This window comes from Solibacillus sp. FSL W8-0372 (genome assembly GCF_037969735.1).
GTDB lineage: Bacteria > Bacillota > Bacilli > Bacillales_A > Planococcaceae > Solibacillus > Solibacillus faecavium.
Window position 1 is genome coordinate 285,623 of the sequence record NZ_CP150204.1, and the last position, 16,687, is coordinate 302,309.

Genomic DNA, 16,687 nt, shown 5'->3' on the forward strand with positions numbered 1-16,687 from the left:
GGATGGAACTAATAATTAGTTTAACGATAAATGGACTAGCGACAGGCATGCTTATTTTCTTACTGGCAGCTGGATTAACGCTCATTTTCGGATTAATGGATGTACTGAACTTTGCGCACGGCGGACTGTTCGTATGGGGAGCCTATACAGGGGTGTTCACCTATTTATGGAGTAACAGTTTTATAGTCGGAATTGTTGTTGCGATTCTCACAGGTCTTGTTCTTGGATTTATTACAGAAAAACTTATTATTAAGCCAGTTTACGGAAATCACGTACAGCAAATTTTAATTACACTCGGATTTATGCTCGTGCTCCAGGAAATGATTAAAGTTGTGTTCGGTCCAAACGGTGTACCTGTTAAAGTTCCTTCTTACTTGGCAGGCAGCTGGCAAATTGGTGATTTAACGATTATTAAATACCGGATTTTCATTATCGTTGTTGGTTTTGCTTTATTTGGTGTTCTGTATTTCATTTTAAATCGAACGAAAATCGGATTGGTTGTTCGGGCTGGTGTTATGAATCGGGAAATGACACAGGCATTAGGTATTAACATTAAGCGCGTATTTTTACTTGTGTTTATGTGCGGTGCGGCATTGGCAGCTTTAGGTGGAATGCTGATGGCTCCGTATTCGGGGGTTGTGTATGCGGAAATGGGAATGGAATACGCGATTTTAGGATTTATCGTTGTAGTCATCGGCGGAATGGGGAGCTTCCAAGGTTCGTTAATGGCAGCAATTTTAGTAGGGCTTGCCGGAAGTTTCATGGCGTACTATGTGCCGTTTCTATCCGTTGCAGTCAATATGATTTTAATGGCAAGTGTACTAATTTTCCGTCCACAAGGCTTATTTACGGTTGCGAAGGGGTGATTCGATGATTAAACAGCCATTATTATTATCTAAAGTGAATATTGTGTACGCAATAGTTGTCGGGGTCATGGCCGTATTACCATTTGTATTGGATTCTCGTACAATGACGATTTTATTAACACAGTTTTGTATTTTTGCGATACTCGCAATGAGTTACGATATTTTACTAGGTTACACGGGTATCATTTCATTCGGTCATGCAATGTTTTTTGGAATTGGCGCCTATACGACGGCGATTATGCTGAGTGATTTCGGTCCGTCAATCGGGATCTTTGCTGCTTCAATTGTAGTCGGAATCGTGTTATCCGCAATTATTAGTGTAATAAGCGGCGCATTGACGCTCCGTTTGAAAAGTCACTTTTATGCAATGTTTACACTAGCCATTTCGGGTTTGTTTTTAGTGTTAGCTGAAAAATGGCGCACGGTAACAAAAGGGAATGATGGATTTACATTCCGCGCACCCGAATTGTTTCGCGAGCGTATTTACTTTTACTTTCTTGTGCTTATTTGTTTAGTTGTAGTTTTCATTTTACTGAAACGTATTGTTGCATCTCCGTTTGGAAAAGTGCTTGTAGCGATTCGTGAAAATGAACCACGTACTCGTTCATTAGGCTATAAAACACTAGGTTATAAAATTATTGCTTCTGTAATAGCGGGTGCAGTGGCAAGTTTGGCAGGGTCGCTTTACGCCATTTCATTACGGTTCGTAAATACGAGTGTTATGACGATGGATATTACGCTGGATGCCCTGATGATGACAATTATTGGCGGTGTTGGGACATTAATTGGACCGATTATTGGTGCAGGCGTTATTGAATTTGCCCAACATTACTTATCAGGTCTTGCAAGAGATTATCCAATTTTTGAACGATGGATTATTTTCTTCGGTATTTTATACATTTTAGCTGTGATATTCTTCCCTCGAGGCATCGTAGGTACAGTTTCAATGCGCTACTATGAATGGAAACTGAAAAAAGGGCAAAAAACAAAGGCACCTGTAAAGCTTCGTGAAAAGGAGATACAGCGATGATTGGAATAACTGGATTAGGAATGTATTTACCTGAAGGAAGAATGACAGGTGCCAAAATTGCAGAAAAAGCAAATATTCCAGTAGCAATTGTTGAAACGAAGATGGGCATTATTGAAAAAGTCGTAGCCGGACCGAACGATCATCCAGTTGAAATGAGTGTGAAAGCAGCAAAGGAAGCGATCGCCGAAGCGCAAGTGGATGCTAAAGAGATTGATGTTGTGATCTATATTGGGGAAGAGCATAAAGAGTACCCTTTATGGACAGCTGCCATAAAAATTCAAGAAGAAATAGGCGCAGTAAATGCATGGGCTTTTGATGTACAGCTTCGTTGCGGCACGGCCATTATGGCGATGAAAGTAGCAAAAAGCTTAATGCTATCGGATGATTCCATTAAGACAGTGCTGTTATCTGGAGGGTATCGTAACCACGATTTCATCGATTATGAAAATGAGCGGACCCGCTTTATGTTCAATTTAGGCGCAGGTGCAGGTGCAATAATTTTGCAAAAAAATGCGGGCGGTCATGAAGTATTTGAAGCAGCCCTTATTACAGATGGCTCCTTCTCAGAGGATGTTGTGGTCCCAGTAGGCGGTACAAAGGAGCCGCTAACAATTGAGCACCTTCAAGCAGGGCGCTTTATATTGGATGTACTTGATCCGGAAGGGATGAAACTTCGGTTGGAGCAAAAGTCCTTAAGCAATTTTTTAAAGGTAATTCGCCAATCGTTGCAGAAAAGTGGATATAGTGAAGAAAATTTAGATTATGTTGCGATGCTTCATATGAAAAAGTCCGCACATGATTATGTACTAAACGAGCTTGGTCTTTCAGAGGGGAATTCAATCTATTTGTCACATTACGGTCATATCGGGCAAATCGATCAAATTTTATCACTTTATCTGGCTCGAAAAGAAGGAAAGCTTCAAGAGGGTCAAATTGTTTCATTAGTTAGTGCAGGCATAGGCTATGCATGGGGTGCTATTACAGTGAAGTGGGGTGCTTAATATGAATAAGCTCGACGTTTTAGCGAAAGTGGAATTATCAAATGGTGAAACATTGTCGTATCGTAAGCGTGAAGGTGGCGATGAACTTGTTTTATTAGTGCATGGCAATATGACGAGTTCAAAGCATTGGGATTTACTGATGGAATCAATGGATGAACGCTTCACGATTTATGCGGTGGATATGCGCGGCTTTGGGGAATCAACCTACAATGAAAGAATTACGTCAATCAAAGATTTTAGCGATGATATCAAGCTTTTCGTTGATTCACTTCGGTTGAAGGACTTTACAATCATTGGCTGGTCAACAGGTGGTAATGTAGCCATGCAGTTTTGTGCGGATTACCCGGATTACAGTAAAAAGCTTGTGTTATTCGCTTCAGGATCTACACGTGGTTATCCGTTTTATGGCTCAAATAAGGATGGTACGCCTGATTTTTCAAATCGTTTAGCGACGATTGAACAAATTGAACAGGATCCTATCAAAACAATACCGATGCAACAAATGTATGATACGAAAAATCGTGACGGTCTAAAGTTTATTTGGAACAGTGCGATTTATACACATAATCAACCGGATGAGGCACGCTATGAACAATATGTAGACGATATGCTGACACAGCGCAATTTGGCAGATGTGTACCATGCATTAAATACATTCAATATAAGTGCGATCGATAACGAAGTGTCTAAAGGAAGGAATCGAGTTAAAGATATTCAAATTCCAATATTCATTTTATACGGTGATCGCGATTTTGTAGTAATTGAAGCAATGACAAATGAAATTATTGAAGATTTTGATGGCCGTGCTCAAATCATGAAACTTGCAAACTGCGGACATTCACCTTTAGTCGATAGTTTAGGTGAAACAAAAGATGCAATTGAAACATTTATTTTATCGTAAAAGGGGTCGTGGAAAATGCGTTTAGAAAATAAAGTAGCAATTATTACAGGCGGTGCAGGGGGAATTGGCTATGCAGCCGTAAAACGTTTTTTGGAAGAAGGAGCAAAAGTGGCTGTTGTTGATTACGACAAAGAACAGGGAGAAAAATTAGCAGCAGATTTAGGCGAGAACGTTGCCTTTTTTGCAGTGGATGTTTCCAAATTGGCTGAAGTAAAGCAAATGGTCGAACAAGTTGTTGCGCATTTTGGCACAATCGATATATTGGTGAATAATGCGGGGATTACGCGTGACGCAACCCTTGTAAAGATGAGTGAAGAGGACTTTGATAAAGTAATTCAAATTAACTTGAATGGCGTTTATTACTGCACACAGGCGGTAGCGCCGCATATGATTGCACAAGGGTCAGGCAAGATTATCAGTACTTCATCCGTAAGTGGCGTTTACGGTAATTTTGGTCAAACAAACTATGCTGCAACGAAAGCAGCAATTATCGGGATGACGAAAACATGGGCGAAGGAGCTTGGGCGTAAAGGAATCAATGTAAATGCTGTAGCTCCTGGATTTACAGCGACACCGATGGTAGAAAAAATGCCTGAAAAGGTGTTGCAGCAAATGGAGGGTATTACAAGCTTGCAGCGTTTAGGAAAACCAGAGGATATCGCAAATGCATATTTATTTTTAGCTTCAGATGAGGCAAGTTATATTACAGGTCATGTTCTGCAAGTTGATGGCGGCATTATGATGTAGAAGGTGGGATGGCTTATGCAACAGCTAGACTTTTGGATTGCAAAACGAGCGTCCCAATCACCCGATAAAACAGCCTTAATTCAAATTGAAACGGGTGAAGCGTGGACATATAAAGAGCTGATGCAGCATGCAGGGTGGTGGAGCAATAAATTTTCCAAACAGCAGTTGCAGCAGGGGGACCGGGTTGCAACATTAATGGAAAATTCGATTGAAAGTTTTGCTATTTTAATTGCTTGCCGATTAAACGAATTAATCTATGTACCATTAAATACGAAGTTATCTATACCAGAATTACAGGCGGTTTTATCCGATTGCACGCCGGCTTTACTCATTGCTGATGATGTGCATAGTGAACGGGCAGAACATCTTTTGCCAGCAAAGTTTCTAACATGCGGCGGCTCGGAGTTAGTTGAGCCTTCTACATACAGATGGCATGATGATCCGCAACTGCCGTGGATGATAATTTATACAGGAGGAACAACAGGAAAACCAAAAGGTGTTGTCCTCTCGTATGAAACGGTTACTGTGAATGCGATGAATACGGTCGTTAGCTGGGGGTTAAATGACAAAGATTGTACGTTAAATTATATGCCCCTTTTTCATACTGGTGGCATTAATGCACTTGCATTACCGATTCTACTGGCTGGCGGAACGGTTATAATCGGTCAAAAATTTGATCCGGAAAAAGCGATTCGTGCGGTGGATGATTATAAAACAACTGTTTCGTTATTTGTGCCGACAATGTATCAGCTGATGATAGAAACTGAATACTTTAAAAAATCCGACTTTCCTACGGTAAGAGTATTTTTATCGGGAGGGGCACCTTGTCCAAAGCCAATCTATGAAAGTTTTCAAAGAAAAGGGCTGTTATTTAAAGAGGGGTATGGTTTAACAGAAGCGGGACCGAATAACTTTTTCATTGATGCAGAAGTCGCGATGAAGAAAAAGGGCGCCATCGGAAAAAGTATGCTTTTTAATGAAGTGAAAATTGTGGATAGAGCAGGAAAGTTATGTGCACAAGGTGAAGTAGGTGAACTATATTTAAAAGGCAGTCATGTTTTTAAACAGTATTGGAATAATAAAGAAGCAACGACTAATACTTTTGATGAAGGCTGGTTAAAAACAGGGGATTTGGCGAAAGTGGATAAAGACGGCGATTATTATATCGTAGGTCGGAAAAAGGAAATGATAATATCAGGCGGGGAAAATGTATACCCTCAGGAAGTCGAGCAATGCCTAATTGCCCATGAAGCAGTGCAGGAAGTATCGGTTATTGGCATTCCGAGTGAAAAATGGGGCGAATGTGTTGTGGCATTTATAATTGCAGAAAATCCCTCAGAGAACCTTCAGCATCAGCTTTTCCAGTATTGTAAAGAACAATTGGCCAATTACAAAGTCCCAAAGCAAATTCATTTTCTCCAGGAATTACCGAAAACAGCCGTAGGGAAAATCGACAAAAAGCAGCTTGTTAATTATATTTTTATAAAGGAACAAAATATTGTCTAAGCTAACTAAATACAAGATATTAAAAAGACCGGAATGCTGTTAATTCAACATTTCGGTCTTTTTAATACCTTCCGAACCAAGGATAAATTCAAATGAGTTTATATAGAGTTCATATAGTTGCTTTACAATGCAGAAGTGTGAAAAAAGGAGGATTATAATGAACAAGCTATTAAATCCAATAACAGATTGGGTATCAACGAAACGCGGAGCTTGGATTACGCTTATTGTTTGGCTTGTGCTTATGATCGGTTTAAGCGCCGGTCCAATGCTAAGTGAATACAAAGTGTCAAATTTCCAGTCGCTTCCGGATGATGCGCAGTCAATTATCGCTGAAAATAAATTAAGCGAGTATTTCCCGAACGATGAAGGGACACCAGGTATACTAGTTTTCCATAATGAAGACGGGGAAATTAATGTAGACAGTGTGAAAGAAATCTTAAATGCAATGATTGCGGAAGATATTGAAGGTATCGATCAAATTATCGACATCTCGAATTTACCACCGCAAGCATTGGCAGGCTTCACGTCTGAAGACAAAACGACTATGATCGTGCCAATGACGTTGGAAAAAGGTCTTGGTAATGCTGATTATGCGGAAATTAACGATTTTGCATCTGAAATCGGAAATGAAGCAGCTGAAAAAACAGGAGATACACAGTTTTATATTACAGGTCCTGCGGGGATTGCCGGAGATACAGTAAAGCTATTTGAACAAGCAGACTTACAACTGTTATTTGCGACAATCGGTATTATTTTAGTTTTATTAATTATTATTTACCGTTCGCCACTATTAGCTATTATTCCATTACTTGCAACGGTAATTGTTTATCAAGTAGTAAATCAGTCGGTTGCTTTAATGGGTGCAGCTGGTTTAGAAATCAATAATTCTACAACTTCGATTATGAGTATTTTATTATTTGCCGCTGTAATCGATTATTCTTTATTCGTATTCTCACGTTACCGTGAAGAATTAAATCATTATGAAAACAAATATGAAGCGATGAAATACGCAATGCGTGCAACTGGTGAGCCGGTATTCTTTGCAGGTGGAACAGTGCTTGCAGCAATGCTTGTTTTATTCTTCGCGGACTTCCGTGATTATCAAAACTTCGCACCAATATTTGGTACTGCTGTATTTGTAATCATGCTTGGATCGATTACATTAGTGCCAGCATTATTTGCCCTATTTGGACGTAAAGCATTCTGGCCAAAAGTTCCGAAATACGGTGAAGCAAAAGAAGTAAAACATGGTATTTGGGGACCGATTGCGAAGTTTGTTGTAAACAAACCTTATCTTTCAGGCGGATTAGTTTTAATTTTTATGTTAATTACTTCGTTTAACGTACTTAACTTGGAATACGAGTATGATACGGTTAAATCATTCCCAGAAGAATTGCCATCACGTGTCGGCTATGAAATAGTTGAATCACGGTTTGATAAAGGGGAACTTGCACCAACTTCACTGCTAGTTGAAAGTGAACAAGCATTAACAGAGGAGCAAAAGCAGGCATTAGCCGATACCTTAATGTCAGATGAAGCGATTGCGTCTGTACGCACATCTGCTGTATCAGAAGATGACACAAAATTAAAGTTATCAATGGCGTTTGATGTAAGCCCATATTCACCTGAAGCGATTGATAAGCTGGAAGAAATGCGTGAAAAAAGCGCAGATTATTTAGCTGAAGCAGGCATTGATGGAGAATTGTATTTTGCAGGTACGACAGCAAAATTAGTGGATGAACGCAATGTAAATAACAGTGATATCATTAAAATTGTAATTTTGGAGACAATATTAATATTAGTACTGCTATTTGTATTAACTAAATCTTGGAAGATGCCAATTTATATGATGGCAACAATTTTAGTGTCTTACTTATCTGCACTAGGATTAGGAATCTTCCTAGTTGATGTATTATTCGGCTATGACGCCATCAGTACACGTGTACCTATTTATGCATTCATATTCCTGGTTGCTTTAGGAATCGATTACAACATTATTTTAGTATCCCGATTCATTGAAGAGCGCAAGCGTATGAATGTGAAAGAGGCGCTTGAAATTGCGATCCGTAATACGGGTGGTGTAATTTCTTCAGCAGGTATTATTTTAGCAGCAACTTTTGCGGCGTTAATGACAATGCCGATTGCTGATTTGTTCGTCTTTGGCTTTATCGTATCTGTAGGGATTATTATTGATACGTTCCTAGTACGTGGTATGCTATTACCAATGCTGATCTTAACGTTCGAAAAAGACAAAAAGTAAGGCGTATTAGATAGAAGGGGGGCATCGAGTAATTCGGTGTCTCTTTTTAGTATAAGAAGGCGGTGAACTTAATGCGGATTTTAGTTGTAGATGACGATGCATTTATACGGAAATTAATCGGTATTCATCTGAAAAAAGAAGGCTATGAAGCGTTGTTTGCGAGTAATGGATTAGAGGCAATGACTATTTTGCAGCAGGAATTAGTGGATTTGGCTATTGTAGATGTCATGATGCCGAAAATGGACGGTATTTCTTTAACGAAGCGCTTAACTGAAGTCGGTGTTCCGGTATTAATGTTAACCGCTAAAACTACACTGGAAGATAAGGAAAAAGGTTTTTTGGCTGGGGCGGATGACTATATGGTAAAGCCATTCGAACCTAAGGAACTTTTATTTAGAGTACGTGCAATTTTACGTCGTTTTCAAAAACTTGAACGCAGTCAAACAAAAATTTCCAATATGCTGATTGACCGCCAAACATTTGAAGTTAAAGTAGGGGAGCAAGTATTATTATTACCTTTAAAGGAATTTGAACTGCTAAGCATTTTAACTACGAGGCCGGAAGTGGTGTTTACGCGTGATCAGCTGATGGAGCAAGTATGGGGCTATGATTATGATGGGGACGACTTCACGCTGACAACCCATATAAAACGTTTACGAAGTCGATTGGAAGAAGTGAATGCACGCGTAAAAATTCAAACAGTACGAGGCATTGGCTATAAGATAGAGGAATTAAAATGAAAACATTGTATAAGCAATATATTGTAGTGACATTGGCAGTTATCGTTGTAAGTATTACGATGTCTATGTTGTTGATTGGTCAAATTTATCAATCTCAAATTCGGCCGAATACGGATGCCAAAAATTATGAAGTAGCACAGGAAGTAAAAAATATTATAACGACAATGCCGAGAGACAGCTATGAAGCCTATTTTGAGTCGGTTGCCAAGCTTGGTTATCAAATTGCAGTAGTTAATCAGTCAGGAAATGTGTCATTGTATGGCAATAATTTCAACAAGGTTGAGTTAAACGATGACATGCTGAATATTATTGGTTCCGATAATGATTATCACGGTATTCAGGAGTATAAAGGATCTTCTTTATTTATGGATCATTTTGCGAATGATATTCAAAATACAGTTGGGGTGGCCTTTAGCTTTAATAATGAAAATTATGCATTTTTCATTCGGCCAGCTAACGCAACGCTCTTTTCAGAAATGCATTTATTACTCGTCAGCTTTATTATTATTACGGCTGTTGTCATTCTTTTGACAATGATTTTGCTCGCACGTCAGCTTGTAAGGCCGTTAAAACAGCTGCAAGAGGCAACTGAGCAAATTGCACAGGAAGATTATGATATTTATTTGCAAATTGATCGGAACGATGAACTCGGTCAACTTGCAACACAGTTCCAAAAGATGGCCAATCGTTTAGCGGAAAACGATCAGATTAAAAAAGATTTTATAAATAATGTATCGCATGATTTTCAATCGCCGTTACTTAATATTCAAGGGTACGCAAATGTTTTGAAAGATGCGGAGAATACTGAAGAGGAACGCGTGCAGTATTTGGAAATCATTGAGCAGGAAACGAAGCGACTTTCAGCATTGACAAAGCAGTTGCTGCTATTGAGCTCATTGGACCAGAAAAACCTGCCGATTGAAAAAAAGCGCTATTCGTTGGATAAACAATTAAAGGAACGTCTGTTTTCAAAGCGCTGGAAGCTCGATGATAAGCAAATGGAGCTTGTATATGAGCTGGAACCAATTGAAGTATTTGCTGATGAGCAATTATTTGAGCAAGTATGGGATAACTTACTGTCAAATGCGATTCGATACAGTGAAGATAAGGGGAAAATTATTGTAACCTGCAGTAAAAAAGACGATGACATAATCGTTGTTATACAGGATTACGGGATTGGAATTCCTGAGGAAGCACTGGAAAAGGTAAAGGAACGTTTTTACCGAGTTGACCCATCACGTTCAAGCCAAAGCAGTGGTCTTGGGTTGGCGATTGTCACGGAAATTGTAAAACGGCATAAAGGGCAATTTAATATAAAGAGCGAGTTAGGTAAGGGGACAAAAGTAGAAATTATACTGCCTAATTAGCTGATAAATAGAAGGTATGCTAAAAATTTTTTCCTTAGCATACCTTCTTTTTCTTTATTGTTGTAAGTCTTCTAATGCTAAAAGCGCATCAATTGCACCGACTTTTTCACAAACTTTTGAAGCAACAAAGTTGGCAAATTCAATAATATTCACCCACTCATTAAAAAAAAGGTTCGTTTCATCACGTTTACTTAGCTCATATAAAACGGCACCAACAAAAGCATCACCAGCCCCTGTTGAATCGATACAATTTACCCTATTTGGTGGTACAGTTGTTATCTTTCCGTTTTGAACGAGTACTGTCCCGTCAGCTCCTTGTGTAATGGCAATTGTTTTGTCGCTAAACTGACTCAGCCATTCAATTGCTTGTTCAAAGCTCTCTGCCCGAGACAATAACATTAATTCTTCGTCACTCATTTTAATGAAGTGAGCTGCCTCGAGAAACGGTTCGCATTTTTGAATAAACTGTTCAGTATCGTGCTTCCACAAGTCAGCACGGTAATTTGGATCGAATGAAATAAAATGATTTTGTAATAATAAAGTTTGCATTAATTGTTCGTAAGTTCTGCTAAAAGGTTCACTTAAAAGAGCAGTTGCTGAACCGAAATGGATCATATTAATGGACATTAAATGTTGGAGATTGAGGTCTTCAATGCAAAGCAACTCATCGGCACCTCGATTAAAGATGAAATCCCGCTCACCACTGGCTTGTCTGGATACGAAAGCTAAAGTAGTAGGTGCAGTTGAATCAAAAATAAGCTGGTCTGTATGAACACCTGCATGCTCCAATGTTTGTTTCAGAAAGTGACCAAATGCATCGTCACCCACTTTTCCGCAAAAATACGCTTGACCACCGAGTTTTGCGATAGCAGCTGCAACATTGGCAGGAGCTCCACCTGCTTGTTTTTCAAAGGTAGTTGCTTCTATTATTGATTGCTCGGTTTGAGTTGTAAAAAAATCGATTAATAATTCACCAATACATAAAATTTGCTTCATATCGATTCCTCCAAAATGGTGTGATTTCATAAATTTTGTCATAGACGAACATCAATTGTAAATATTTACCCTATTTCATGTTAAGAAAACAAAAAAGCATATTTACAATTAATGCGAATATGCTTGAAGTGAATTATTTGATAACGGCTTTTTATTATTCAAGATATAGTAGTGACAATAATTTCCATTTGAATTATGATTAGTATGAATGGAGGTATAGTTATGAGTTTAATTTTACGTTTAAGTAACGGAGAAAAGATAGAGATGAAAGCCAGTCTTGAGGAATTTGAAGAAATGTATTTAAAGGATGACGGTCACTTTCATTCTGGTTATATAAGATTCGTGTTAAATGATGGAAAAGAAGAACAATCAGAACTAATATTTACAAACCACATTGTTTCTATAGAAGAAGTAAAGTAATATTCGAAGTCACATCCAATCGGGTGTGGCTTTTTATTCTGAACACATGGATTTTTACAATTTAATCGAGGATGATACGCTAGATAAATAAAAATGAAAAAAGCACCTCAACCAATTTGGTTAAGATGCTGTATAAACCTTGATATGACGCTACTTATGTAAGCAGCCACATTGCCGTAGTTATTATAGAAAGTTTTAAACCACCACTCCTCAAAGTGGGTGTTCGCAAATGCTATCCTGTCTATCCTGAAGTCAAAAGAGTCCAGGCACGCCATTCCAACATCGATGTAAAACTCCCTGTATAAGTATAAAGGTTAAAACTTAATATTCGTACGTACAACGTAGCCTTATTCATATAATATAACAACTTTCTGCTATGTGCAAGAAAGTACGTTCGACAAAAAAAGTCAAATGTTTTGAACCGTTTTAATGAATATCATCTATTGTAACTGGCACATTCGCCTGAAACTCTATATTGTACTTTCTTTCATAGTAAAGGGATGCATAGCCCTCTTTTTTGCCGTCACGGTTATCAATTTGTTCATCCATATAAATAAAAACAGTATCATACTTAATATCATCTGCGTCCAACACAGATTGAATTTCTTGAACAATTTTTATAAATTCTTCTTTTGTTTCACCTTTATATAAAGGAAACTCCATTGTAATCGAAGGTGGAACGATAACATTTACAGTTGGAGTCCACTTCGTTTGCGAAAATTGATTCGGTACATCGATAGAGTAAAATATGTTACCAACCGGAAATGTTTCTAATAAGTTTTTTACATATTGTGAACCTTGATCGCTCCAGTCATTCGATTTTGTTTCATCCCTTGAATCATAATGCATCATCTTAGCCTCAATCGTATTTGGTACATATTTAGGCCCTACTTCAAATGTATAGTTCCAATAATTAGGTTCTTCATTGAAAGTTACATCAAAATCATAGGTATTAAATTTAAAATTATAGGAGCCTTTTTCTACACGAAAACTGGTATTTGGATAATATTCGGTTAAGTATGCCTTTATCGTAGATTTAGCAATTTGTTTTGAAATGAAATTGCCGTTAAATTCGTTATAACCGAACAGTACGGAACCTGTAATAACGAGGGCCAATAGAATTGAAAGCCACTTTTTCATATCGAATCCTCCTTGTTAAAAGCTTGAATAAGTAGTTTGACAACGATAATTCCCAGAACAGTAAAGATCGTGTGAATAAAAGCGGTAAATAGACCACCCAAAGTAATTTCCCATAAAAGTGAAAGGGTAGAGGCGTGGTAAATGATTTGGTCAGCATACCAATTCGAATAGGAGCCGAAAGAATCAATTGTTGTATAAATTGACCAAATAAATACAGGTACGAATGCCAACAATAGCGTGAGAATTGTATGACGATAAAAGTAAAATGTTACAATCCCTAAAATAAAATAAGACAAAATAAATGTGAAGCTTTCATTTAACAATGAAGTGTTTATAGCAAAGACAAAAGAAAGAATAACGAACAATAACTGATAAATCGTAAGTTTTAAATGTGCGTGCTTAATCATTTTTGAAGCAGCCTTTTTAGGTGAAGGTAGAGCCGGTAATTCTTCCATTGTGGCGGAAGTTAGCTTTTGGCAACTTGGGCAACTGGCTAAATGTTGCTCAATCCATTGTTTTGTTTCAGGCTGGACAAGATTTTCTTCATATAAAGGCAACAAATCCTCAGTAATTTTACATGAATTCATAACAATTCCTCCTCTCGTTGTAGCTTAATTTTTTGCCGATGAAAGTTAACACGTACATAGTTTTCGCTTAGCTCCAGCAGTTCACCAATTTCTTTAAAACTTAGTTCACCAATAATTCGAAGCAATACAATATCCTTAAATGGAGGACCGAGCTGTTCAATCTTTGACAGGAGCCGTTTTGATTCATCTTTTAATTCGATGAGTTGCTCGGTAGTAAATAATGTAATCGACGGTTGTGCCTCCATTTTGGATGCTAAGCTCTTTTCATAACTTTTTTTGCGGTAATGCTTTTTTAACAAATTATTTGCAATATGAAAAAGCCATGTCGATAGTGCCGCTTCACCGCGATATGTATGGATCGATTTTGCTGCTTCGTAAAAAACATCCTGTGTAAGATCTTCAGCGATGGCTGAATTGGATGTTTTAATATAAAAATAAGCGTATATTTTCGGTTGCAGCTCCCGATATATCTGTTCTAGCGCATCCACTCAGTTCACCTCACAAAATGATGTTTATTATTATAGTACCTTCAAAATAGAATTCGTTACAAAAAAGGAAAAAAAAAGCTCATCGCCATAACATGGGGTTGCTTTTCTAATAAAATTTCACTTTGATTGGTGGGCTGCGGCAAGACAGCGCTAAAGCCACGTGATACGTGTCTTTAGCACTGCCTTTATTGCCGTTTGCGAGGCCCACCAATCCCAAAATTTTGCCCTCGTTATAAAGTGAAGTAAAAAACACCTAATCAAGCCGCTTGCGCTATCGCGAGGCGGCAATTTTGTCATTCTTAACTTACGGTGATGAACGAATAAAATTCATAATTTTAATGTTTTTAAGGTCAATAACGGAAATTCCTTCCCTTATTTTTACTATTTTTTATTTTATTTTTGAAATAAGTGAAATTCGTTCCTCTAATTATCTCGTTACGCAATTCGCGTGATGAGGCAAAAAAAAAAAAGCCTTCCTTATATTTCGGAAGCCTTCTGTCGTTAGTCGTTATGTTGTTGTAGAATATTTTCTGTTAATAAAGCAATATCAATCACCGTTTTTTCCGTCACAACATCTGATAAAATTTCATTGCGGAAGTATGCAACAGATACCGGTAAATTGATTAATAGGAGCTTACTTAACGCACTTTCATACATATAGACAAATTCCTTATCGGTGTTTCCACGCTTAAGTTCTGAAAATGACTCATAAAACTGATCAAGCTTATCAGAGAATTCAAGTAAACGACCTTCAATCGTCTGATCTTTACCTTCTTTCATTCGATCAAAAAATACATCCTGCAAATCAGGTGGTATTTCTTCTAGAATAAACTTTTCCATCATTTTTTCTTCGACATGGGCAAGCATTTGTTTTAGCTCGACACTCGCATGTTTGACCGGTGTCTTTATATCTCCAATAAATACTTCAGCGAAATCATGATTGATTGTTTTTTCGTATAAAGATTTCCAATCAATTTTACTCCCTGCGCGTTCCTCTAAAGTTGCAAAAAACATCGCATACTGAGATACCTTCCATGAATGTGCCGCCACGTTATGCTCTTCAAATTTAAATCGACCGGGACAACGAATGATGCGTTCTAAATCATTTAAACTTGTAAAAAATGTATGGATACCTATAAGAATCACTCCTTTAAGTTGATACCTTTACTGTACTATTAGTTATACCCGAAAAGTGAATTTATAAAAGTAATTAATTAAACTTTAACATGACGTTAACAGAGTAAAGCTGAGAAAAGATTTGTAAAAATATATTAATATGACAAGGAAATAGAAAAAGCGCTCATTGAAAAAGTTCAAGAGCGTTTTTCTTTTTAGCCTAAACTTGGACGTCAATCGATTGTCCTTTATAAGGATGGGCTGCTGGAACTGTCTGAGATTGGGGTAGTGTTTCCATCATTTGAACAGCAGTGGCTGTCCCCATATTCATTGCTTTGTCAAGAATGCTTAATTGCACTGTTTGCTGTAAAGATGCAACTTGAGCTGCCATCATAGAGCTAATTTCCAAAGTAATCCCTCCTTTTCTTTATTATCGACGAAATTGAAAAATGTTGAGTTGAATGTAGTATTTGTAACATGCCTGCAAACAAAATGGCAACTTCTATATCTAACTTTGTTGTTACTCCGCAAAAAAATGATAACTCTATGTATAATTCCCTTCAATATTAGTAATAATTATCCAAAAGCTCTGAAATATGCTTGTAATGGAGGGTTCATGGAAGCGACATAAAATTGCAATGTATTTGCGGTAAATTTGGAGCAGGGTGAAAATGAGTAAATTTAGTTGCTAAGAATTTGGAGGGAAAGAAGATTTGAGACATAAAAAACTATTAGTATTTTTATTGGCTGGAGTAATTGCTTCAAGTGGAGTTTTTACAAATGAAGCAGCTGCCTACACAATTGAATCGGATGATACGCTTTATAGTATTAGTCAACAATTCGAGACGTCCGTCGCAGCTTTAAAAGAAATTAATAATTACCCGAATGATGTAATATATGTTGGTGATACAATGGATGTTACAATAGAAGATCCCCTATATACAATTGAACAAGGGGATACATTATATAGAATAGCATTAGAAAATGATGTTACGGTGGACCAATTACAGGAATGGAATGGTCTCAATTCAAATATGATTTATGCGGGTGATACAATCGCTGTTTCCGGACCTGTGGAAGAGGAAGTGGCCGCTAGTGAAGTTAAAAGTGCATCAGGAGAAGCCAATTGGACACCGCCAGAAATAGAGACGACGACATATTCAGGTGAAGCACCTAGTGAAGGAAAAAGGATGACTGTTGAAGCAACAGCATATACTGCATATTGTGAGGGCTGTTCGGGCACAACCGCAAATGGGACAAACTTACGTGCCAACCCTCATTTAAAAGTAATTGCGGTGGATCCCCGCATTATTCCATTAGGTACAAAAGTTTGGGTGGAAGGTTATGGAGAGGCCATTGCTGCTGATACAGGTGGAGCAATTAAAGGCAATAAAATCGATGTATTCATCCCAAATCTAAACAGTGCCTATGAATGGGGACGTCGTACAGTAACGATAAAAGTTTTAGATTAATACTGAATGAGCCACTCACTTTTGGGTGGCTTTTTGTATATTTACCCTCC

At 37.8% G+C, this 16,687-nt stretch carries 17 protein-coding genes and 1 other RNA gene; 11 read left to right on the forward strand and 7 right to left on the reverse strand.

Annotation, left to right across the window (positions count from 1 at the left end; genetic code table 11):
* Positions 1 to 2 precede the first annotated feature (2 nt).
* The 9 genes from MKY13_RS01425 (at position 3) to MKY13_RS01465 (ending at position 10,418) form a co-directional block, all read left to right on the forward strand.
* Positions 3 to 866, forward strand: coding sequence for a branched-chain amino acid ABC transporter permease (locus MKY13_RS01425; protein WP_191701282.1), 864 nt, complete (start codon positions 3 to 5; stop codon positions 864 to 866).
* A 4-nt stretch (positions 867 to 870) separates the two neighbouring features.
* The gene (locus tag MKY13_RS01430; RefSeq protein WP_191701281.1) at positions 871 to 1,896 is read left to right on the forward strand and encodes a branched-chain amino acid ABC transporter permease; all 1,026 of its coding nucleotides are present in this window, start codon (positions 871 to 873) and stop codon (positions 1,894 to 1,896) included.
* Positions 1,893 to 2,897, forward strand: a complete 1,005-nt coding sequence (locus tag MKY13_RS01435) for a 3-oxoacyl-ACP synthase (protein ID WP_339214868.1) — start codon at positions 1,893 to 1,895, stop codon at positions 2,895 to 2,897. The genes MKY13_RS01430 and MKY13_RS01435 overlap by 4 nt, the downstream gene beginning before the upstream one ends.
* Position 2,898: 1 nt before the next feature.
* Positions 2,899 to 3,798, forward strand: a complete 900-nt coding sequence (locus MKY13_RS01440) for an alpha/beta hydrolase (RefSeq protein ID WP_339214870.1) — start codon at positions 2,899 to 2,901, stop codon at positions 3,796 to 3,798.
* A gap of 15 nt (positions 3,799 to 3,813) precedes the next feature.
* Positions 3,814 to 4,545, forward strand: coding sequence for a 3-oxoacyl-ACP reductase FabG (fabG, locus tag MKY13_RS01445; protein ID WP_191701278.1), 732 nt, complete (start codon positions 3,814 to 3,816; stop codon positions 4,543 to 4,545).
* A gap of 15 nt (positions 4,546 to 4,560) precedes the next feature.
* Positions 4,561 to 6,051 (forward strand): AMP-binding protein, encoded by a 1,491-nt coding sequence (locus MKY13_RS01450; RefSeq protein ID WP_339214872.1) that lies wholly within the window; start codon positions 4,561 to 4,563, stop codon positions 6,049 to 6,051.
* A 157-nt stretch (positions 6,052 to 6,208) separates the two neighbouring features.
* Positions 6,209 to 8,311, forward strand: coding sequence for an MMPL family transporter (locus MKY13_RS01455; RefSeq protein ID WP_339214874.1), 2,103 nt, complete (start codon positions 6,209 to 6,211; stop codon positions 8,309 to 8,311).
* 71 nt (positions 8,312 to 8,382) lie between these two features.
* On the forward strand, positions 8,383 to 9,051 hold the full coding sequence (locus MKY13_RS01460) for a response regulator transcription factor (protein WP_339214876.1): 669 nt from the start codon (positions 8,383 to 8,385) through the stop codon (positions 9,049 to 9,051).
* On the forward strand, positions 9,048 to 10,418 hold the full coding sequence (locus MKY13_RS01465) for a HAMP domain-containing sensor histidine kinase (RefSeq protein ID WP_339214878.1): 1,371 nt from the start codon (positions 9,048 to 9,050) through the stop codon (positions 10,416 to 10,418). The genes MKY13_RS01460 and MKY13_RS01465 overlap by 4 nt, the downstream gene beginning before the upstream one ends.
* 54 nt (positions 10,419 to 10,472) lie before the next feature.
* On the opposite strand, the gene MKY13_RS01470 is transcribed toward MKY13_RS01465, so the two are convergent.
* Positions 10,473 to 11,414 (reverse strand): carbohydrate kinase, encoded by a 942-nt coding sequence (locus tag MKY13_RS01470; RefSeq protein ID WP_191701273.1) that lies wholly within the window; start codon positions 11,412 to 11,414, stop codon positions 10,473 to 10,475.
* A 222-nt stretch (positions 11,415 to 11,636) separates the two neighbouring features.
* Here MKY13_RS01470 and MKY13_RS01475 point away from each other — a divergent pair, with 222 nt between their 5' ends.
* A complete protein-coding gene (locus MKY13_RS01475) occupies positions 11,637 to 11,834 on the forward strand; it encodes a hypothetical protein (protein ID WP_191701272.1) in 198 nt (65 codons plus the stop codon).
* Positions 11,835 to 11,993: 159 nt separating this feature from the next.
* Here the strand turns inward: MKY13_RS01475 and ssrS are convergent.
* The 6 genes from ssrS to MKY13_RS01505 form a co-directional block, all read right to left on the reverse strand.
* A non-coding RNA gene (gene ssrS / locus MKY13_RS01480) (6S RNA) lies at positions 11,994 to 12,185 on the reverse strand.
* Positions 12,186 to 12,260: 75 nt separating this feature from the next.
* Complete coding sequence (locus MKY13_RS01485) at positions 12,261 to 12,974, reverse strand: hypothetical protein (RefSeq protein ID WP_339214881.1); 714 nt, start codon at positions 12,972 to 12,974, stop codon at positions 12,261 to 12,263.
* Positions 12,971 to 13,561 (reverse strand): zf-HC2 domain-containing protein, encoded by a 591-nt coding sequence (locus MKY13_RS01490; RefSeq protein WP_339214883.1) that lies wholly within the window; start codon positions 13,559 to 13,561, stop codon positions 12,971 to 12,973. Before MKY13_RS01490 ends, MKY13_RS01485 begins: the two co-directional genes overlap by 4 nt.
* Complete coding sequence (locus tag MKY13_RS01495) at positions 13,558 to 14,049, reverse strand: sigma-70 family RNA polymerase sigma factor (RefSeq protein WP_191701269.1); 492 nt, start codon at positions 14,047 to 14,049, stop codon at positions 13,558 to 13,560. Before MKY13_RS01495 ends, MKY13_RS01490 begins: the two co-directional genes overlap by 4 nt.
* Positions 14,050 to 14,550: 501 nt before the next feature.
* Entirely contained in the window at positions 14,551 to 15,195 is a 645-nt protein-coding gene (locus MKY13_RS01500) for a YfbR-like 5'-deoxynucleotidase (protein ID WP_191701268.1), read from the reverse strand.
* 190 nt (positions 15,196 to 15,385) lie between these two features.
* Positions 15,386 to 15,574, reverse strand: a complete 189-nt coding sequence (locus MKY13_RS01505; RefSeq protein WP_339214885.1) for a putative motility protein — start codon at positions 15,572 to 15,574, stop codon at positions 15,386 to 15,388.
* 304 nt (positions 15,575 to 15,878) lie between these two features.
* On the opposite strand from MKY13_RS01505, the gene MKY13_RS01510 reads away from it, so the two are divergent.
* Positions 15,879 to 16,637, forward strand: a complete 759-nt coding sequence (locus tag MKY13_RS01510) for a LysM peptidoglycan-binding domain-containing protein (protein WP_339214887.1) — start codon at positions 15,879 to 15,881, stop codon at positions 16,635 to 16,637.
* Positions 16,638 to 16,687 lie beyond the last annotated feature (50 nt).

Excerpts from the sequence above, each read along its gene's own strand:
- MKY13_RS01425 (WP_191701282.1), top strand. The coding sequence starts at position 3 with ATGGAACTAATAATTAGTTTAACGATAAATGGACTAGCGACAGGCATG.
- MKY13_RS01465 (WP_339214878.1), top strand. The coding sequence starts at position 9,048 with ATGAAAACATTGTATAAGCAATATATTGTAGTGACATTGGCAGTTATC.
- MKY13_RS01460 (WP_339214876.1), top strand. The coding sequence starts at position 8,383 with ATGCGGATTTTAGTTGTAGATGACGATGCATTTATACGGAAATTAATC.
- MKY13_RS01470 (WP_191701273.1), bottom strand. The coding sequence starts at position 11,414 with ATGAAGCAAATTTTATGTATTGGTGAATTATTAATCGATTTTTTTACA.
- fabG (WP_191701278.1), top strand. The coding sequence starts at position 3,814 with ATGCGTTTAGAAAATAAAGTAGCAATTATTACAGGCGGTGCAGGGGGA.
- MKY13_RS01450 (WP_339214872.1), top strand. The coding sequence starts at position 4,561 with ATGCAACAGCTAGACTTTTGGATTGCAAAACGAGCGTCCCAATCACCC.
- MKY13_RS01455 (WP_339214874.1), top strand. The coding sequence starts at position 6,209 with ATGAACAAGCTATTAAATCCAATAACAGATTGGGTATCAACGAAACGC.
- MKY13_RS01430 (WP_191701281.1), top strand. The coding sequence starts at position 871 with ATGATTAAACAGCCATTATTATTATCTAAAGTGAATATTGTGTACGCA.
- MKY13_RS01485 (WP_339214881.1), bottom strand. The coding sequence starts at position 12,974 with ATGAAAAAGTGGCTTTCAATTCTATTGGCCCTCGTTATTACAGGTTCC.
- MKY13_RS01435 (WP_339214868.1), top strand. The coding sequence starts at position 1,893 with ATGATTGGAATAACTGGATTAGGAATGTATTTACCTGAAGGAAGAATG.
- MKY13_RS01490 (WP_339214883.1), bottom strand. The coding sequence starts at position 13,561 with ATGAATTCATGTAAAATTACTGAGGATTTGTTGCCTTTATATGAAGAA.
- MKY13_RS01440 (WP_339214870.1), top strand. The coding sequence starts at position 2,899 with ATGAATAAGCTCGACGTTTTAGCGAAAGTGGAATTATCAAATGGTGAA.
- MKY13_RS01475 (WP_191701272.1), top strand. The coding sequence starts at position 11,637 with ATGAGTTTAATTTTACGTTTAAGTAACGGAGAAAAGATAGAGATGAAA.